Origin of the sequence: Streptomyces sp. IBSBF 3136, from assembly GCF_036815105.1 — a bacterium.
In the GTDB taxonomy this organism is placed as follows: Bacteria; Actinomycetota; Actinomycetes; order Streptomycetales; family Streptomycetaceae; genus Streptomyces.
Genome location: NZ_JAJSZC010000399.1, coordinates 1 through 3,470, shown reverse-complemented (window position 1 = coordinate 3,470; position 3,470 = coordinate 1). Strand labels below are relative to the sequence as shown.

General features: G+C 71.0%; 4 protein-coding genes. All 4 read left to right on the top strand.

Features of this window, described 5'->3' with window-relative positions:
• Positions 1 to 250: 250 nt before the first annotated feature.
• Complete coding sequence (locus tag V7E45_RS39425; RefSeq protein WP_333779106.1) at positions 251 to 931, top strand: spermidine synthase; 681 nt, start codon at positions 251 to 253, stop codon at positions 929 to 931.
• A 109-nt stretch (positions 932 to 1,040) separates the two neighbouring features.
• Positions 1,041 to 1,781 carry a response regulator transcription factor gene (locus V7E45_RS39420; protein ID WP_020942208.1) on the top strand — a complete coding sequence of 247 codons (741 nt, stop codon included), beginning with the start codon at positions 1,041 to 1,043 and terminating at the stop codon, positions 1,779 to 1,781.
• Positions 1,778 to 2,899 carry a sensor histidine kinase gene (locus V7E45_RS39415; RefSeq protein WP_333779105.1) on the top strand — a complete coding sequence of 374 codons (1,122 nt, stop codon included), beginning with the start codon at positions 1,778 to 1,780 and terminating at the stop codon, positions 2,897 to 2,899. The genes V7E45_RS39420 and V7E45_RS39415 overlap by 4 nt, the downstream gene beginning before the upstream one ends.
• A gap of 292 nt (positions 2,900 to 3,191) precedes the next feature.
• Positions 3,192 to 3,470 (top strand): 2-oxoglutarate dehydrogenase E1 subunit family protein (locus V7E45_RS39410; RefSeq protein ID WP_333779104.1); only part of this gene is annotated, 279 nt, incomplete at its 3' end.

Genomic DNA, 3,470 nt, shown 5'->3' with positions numbered 1-3,470 from the left:
CCCGGGGGCCTGGACGGGGCCGTCGCGGGGCCCGGCACGGTCCGTTCCACGGTGAGGCGCTCCTTCCGACGCACCACACCCTCGGTGCTCAGGAGGCGGCTGTCCATGACCCGCGCCACACGGGAGCCGGTTCACGGCAACCCCCTACCGCCGCGGCGCGTCCGCCCCCGGGCCGCGCCGGACGTCACCCACAGGCGGCCTCCCGTTCAATTCCCGTGAACCGCGCGCCCCGTTCGAGCAGGATGGACGCATGACTGCCATGTACGACGCTCCCGTGGTCCTGGACCGCCGCGAAGGCCCGTACGGCGAAGTGGTCCTGCGCCGACAGGGTGACCTGCTGCAGATCATCGCCAACGGCTGCTTCCTGATGGACACCTCCGACGGGCGCTCGGAGCGCCTGCTGGTCGACGCCGCGTACGGGGCCCTGGACGGCCGCCCGGCGCCCGCCGTGCTGATCGGCGGGCTGGGGGTGGGGTTCTCGCTCGCACACGCGGCGGCGAACCCGGCCTGGGGCCGGATCCGCGTGGTCGAGCGCGAACCCGCCGTCATCGCCTGGCACCGGGACGGCGGCCCGCTGTCCGCGCTCTCCCGGGACGCGCTGGCCGACCCCCGTGCCGAGATCGTCGAATCGGACCTCGTGACGTACGTCAATGAGACTTTGCACACGTTCGACGCGCTCTGCCTCGACATCGACAACGGCCCGGGGTGGACGGTGACCGAGGACAACGACGGTCTCTACACACCCGCCGGACTCGCCGCCTGCGCAAGGGTGTTGAGACCCGGAGGGGTGCTGGCGGTATGGTCTGCCGAGCCCTCTCCGGAATTTGAAGGATCCTTGCGGAATGCCGGGTTCCGTCACGTGCGTACCGAAGAGGTCCCCGTTGCCCGGGGCGTTCCGGACGCTGTCCACCTCGCTGTCCGCCCTGGATAGCGACGGCGCGGGGTGTCCCCGTAATGTGCTGCCCTGGCGCCGATCATTCAAGCGTCAAACGCAGTCATGGGATCACCCCACGGATTCCGGAAAGCAACAGGGGCGGGCGATGGAGCAGACACACACCTCCCAGACCGGCGCGGCGACGACCACTCCGGGCGCGCAGCGCCGCGTGCTGGTCGTCGAGGACGACCCCACGATCGTCGACGCCATCGCGGCCCGGCTCCGCGCCGAGGGTTTCCTCGTGCAGACCGCGGGGGACGGCCCGGCCGCCGTCGACACGGCCGAGGCCTGGCAGCCCGACCTGCTGATCCTCGACATCATGCTGCCCGGCTTCGACGGCCTGGAGGTCTGCCGCCGCGTGCAGGCCCAGCGCCCGGTGCCGGTGCTGATGCTCACCGCGCGGGACGACGAGACCGACATGCTGGTCGGGCTCGGCGTCGGCGCCGACGACTACATGACCAAGCCGTTCTCGATGCGGGAGCTGGCCGCGCGGGTGCACGTCCTGCTGCGCCGGGTGGAGCGGGCGGCCGTCGCCGCCTCCACGCCCCGCTCGGGCATCCTGCGGCTCGGCGAGCTGGAGATCGACCACGCCCAGCGCCGGGTGCGGGTGCGCTCCGAGGACGTGCACCTCACCCCCACCGAGTTCGACCTGCTGGTGTGCCTGGCCAACACCCCGCGCGCGGTGCTCTCCCGGGAGCAGCTGCTGGCCGAGGTGTGGGACTGGGCCGACGCCTCCGGCACCCGGACCGTCGACAGCCACATCAAGGCGCTGCGCCGGAAGATCGGAGCCGAGCGGATCCGCACGGTGCACGGCGTCGGTTACGCCTTGGAGACACCGACGCCATGAGCGGCGGGCGGGAGGCCGCACGGAGGAGCCCCGGGTCCCTGGGAGAGGAGCCCTGGGGCGGCGTACGCCCGTTCTCGATCAAGACCAAGCTGGGCGCTCTGGTCGTCATCTCGGTGCTGATCACCACCGGTCTGTCGATGATCGCGGTGCACACCAAGACGGAGCTGCGCTTCATCACGGTCTTCTCGATGATCGCCACCCTGCTGATAACGCAGTTCGTGGCGCACTCGCTCACCGCGCCGCTGGACGAGATGAACGCGGTGGCCCGGTCCATCTCGCGCGGCGACTACACCCGCCGGGTGCGCGAGAACCGCCGGGACGAGCTGGGCGACCTGGCCGAGACGATCAACGTCATGGCCGACGAGCTGCAGGCGCAGGACCACCAGCGCAAGGAGCTGGTCGCGAACGTCTCGCACGAGCTGCGCACGCCCATCGCGGGCCTGCGCGCGGTGCTGGAGAACATCGTCGACGGCGTCACCGAGGCCGACCCGGAGACCATGCGGACGGCCCTGAAGCAGACGGAGCGCCTCGGCCGGCTGGTGGAGACCCTGCTGGACCTCTCCCGGCTGGACAACGGCGTCGTGCCGCTGAAGACCCGCCGCTTCGAGGTGTGGCCCTACCTCTCGGGCGTGCTGAAGGAGGCCAACATGGTGGCCTCCGCGCGCGCGGGCATGGCCTCCGGCTCCGGCAGTCACACCCGGACGGACGTACACCTGCACCTGGACGTGTCCCCGCCGGAGCTGACCGCGCACGCCGACCCCGAGCGCATCCACCAGGTCGTGGCGAACCTCATCGACAACGCGGTCAAGCACAGCCCGCCGCACGGCCGGGTGACCGTACGGGCCCGGCGCGGCTCGCAGCCCGACTCGCTGGAGCTCGAGGTGCTGGACGAGGGTCCCGGCATCCCCCGTTCGGAGTGGCACCGCGTGTTCGAGCGCTTCAACCGGGGCGCGGTGAACCGGCCGCACGGCCCGGGCAGCGACGGCGGCACGGGCCTCGGCCTGGCGATCGCCCGGTGGGCGGTGGATCTGCACGGCGGCCGGATAGGTGTGGCCGAATCCGAGCGGGGCTGCCGGATCATCGTCACTCTTCCGGGACTGACTTCCGTCCCAAGTTGACGTAAAGTCCGAACCGGAGCCACAAGATCCACGAACGTCCGCGCAGCCGGACACGTGTGATCAGGGCCGGGCCCCTCACGCCGTGCGGCAGGGCCGCCCCCCGGCTGTCCCACGCGCACCCCGGCACATCCGGAACCACGCTTGTTTCCCGCCATATCAAGCCCTGAAACAAGATTTTTGATGTGACTTACGCGACGATGAACGGGCCCGACCTGACCTTCGCGGTCTTGGGGGCGTAGCCTTGATTCCCGCTGTCCATCACCTTGTGAAGCGGAAGAGGGCGGTTGCCGCCGTGTCGCCACAGTCCCCCAGTAACTCGAGCATCTCGATCGACGACCAAGCCGGGAAGAACCCCGCTGCCGCGTTCGGTCCCAACGAGTGGCTCGTCGACGAGATCTATCAGCAGTACCTCCAGGACCCGAACTCCGTAGACCGCGCCTGGTGGGACTTCTTCGCCGACTACAAGCCGGGCGCGCCTGCCGCCCCGGCCCCGGCGGGTACTGCGGCCGCGGGGGCCGCAGAGACCACCACCACGGCTCCCCAGGCCCAGCCCGCGGCTCCGGCCCAGGCG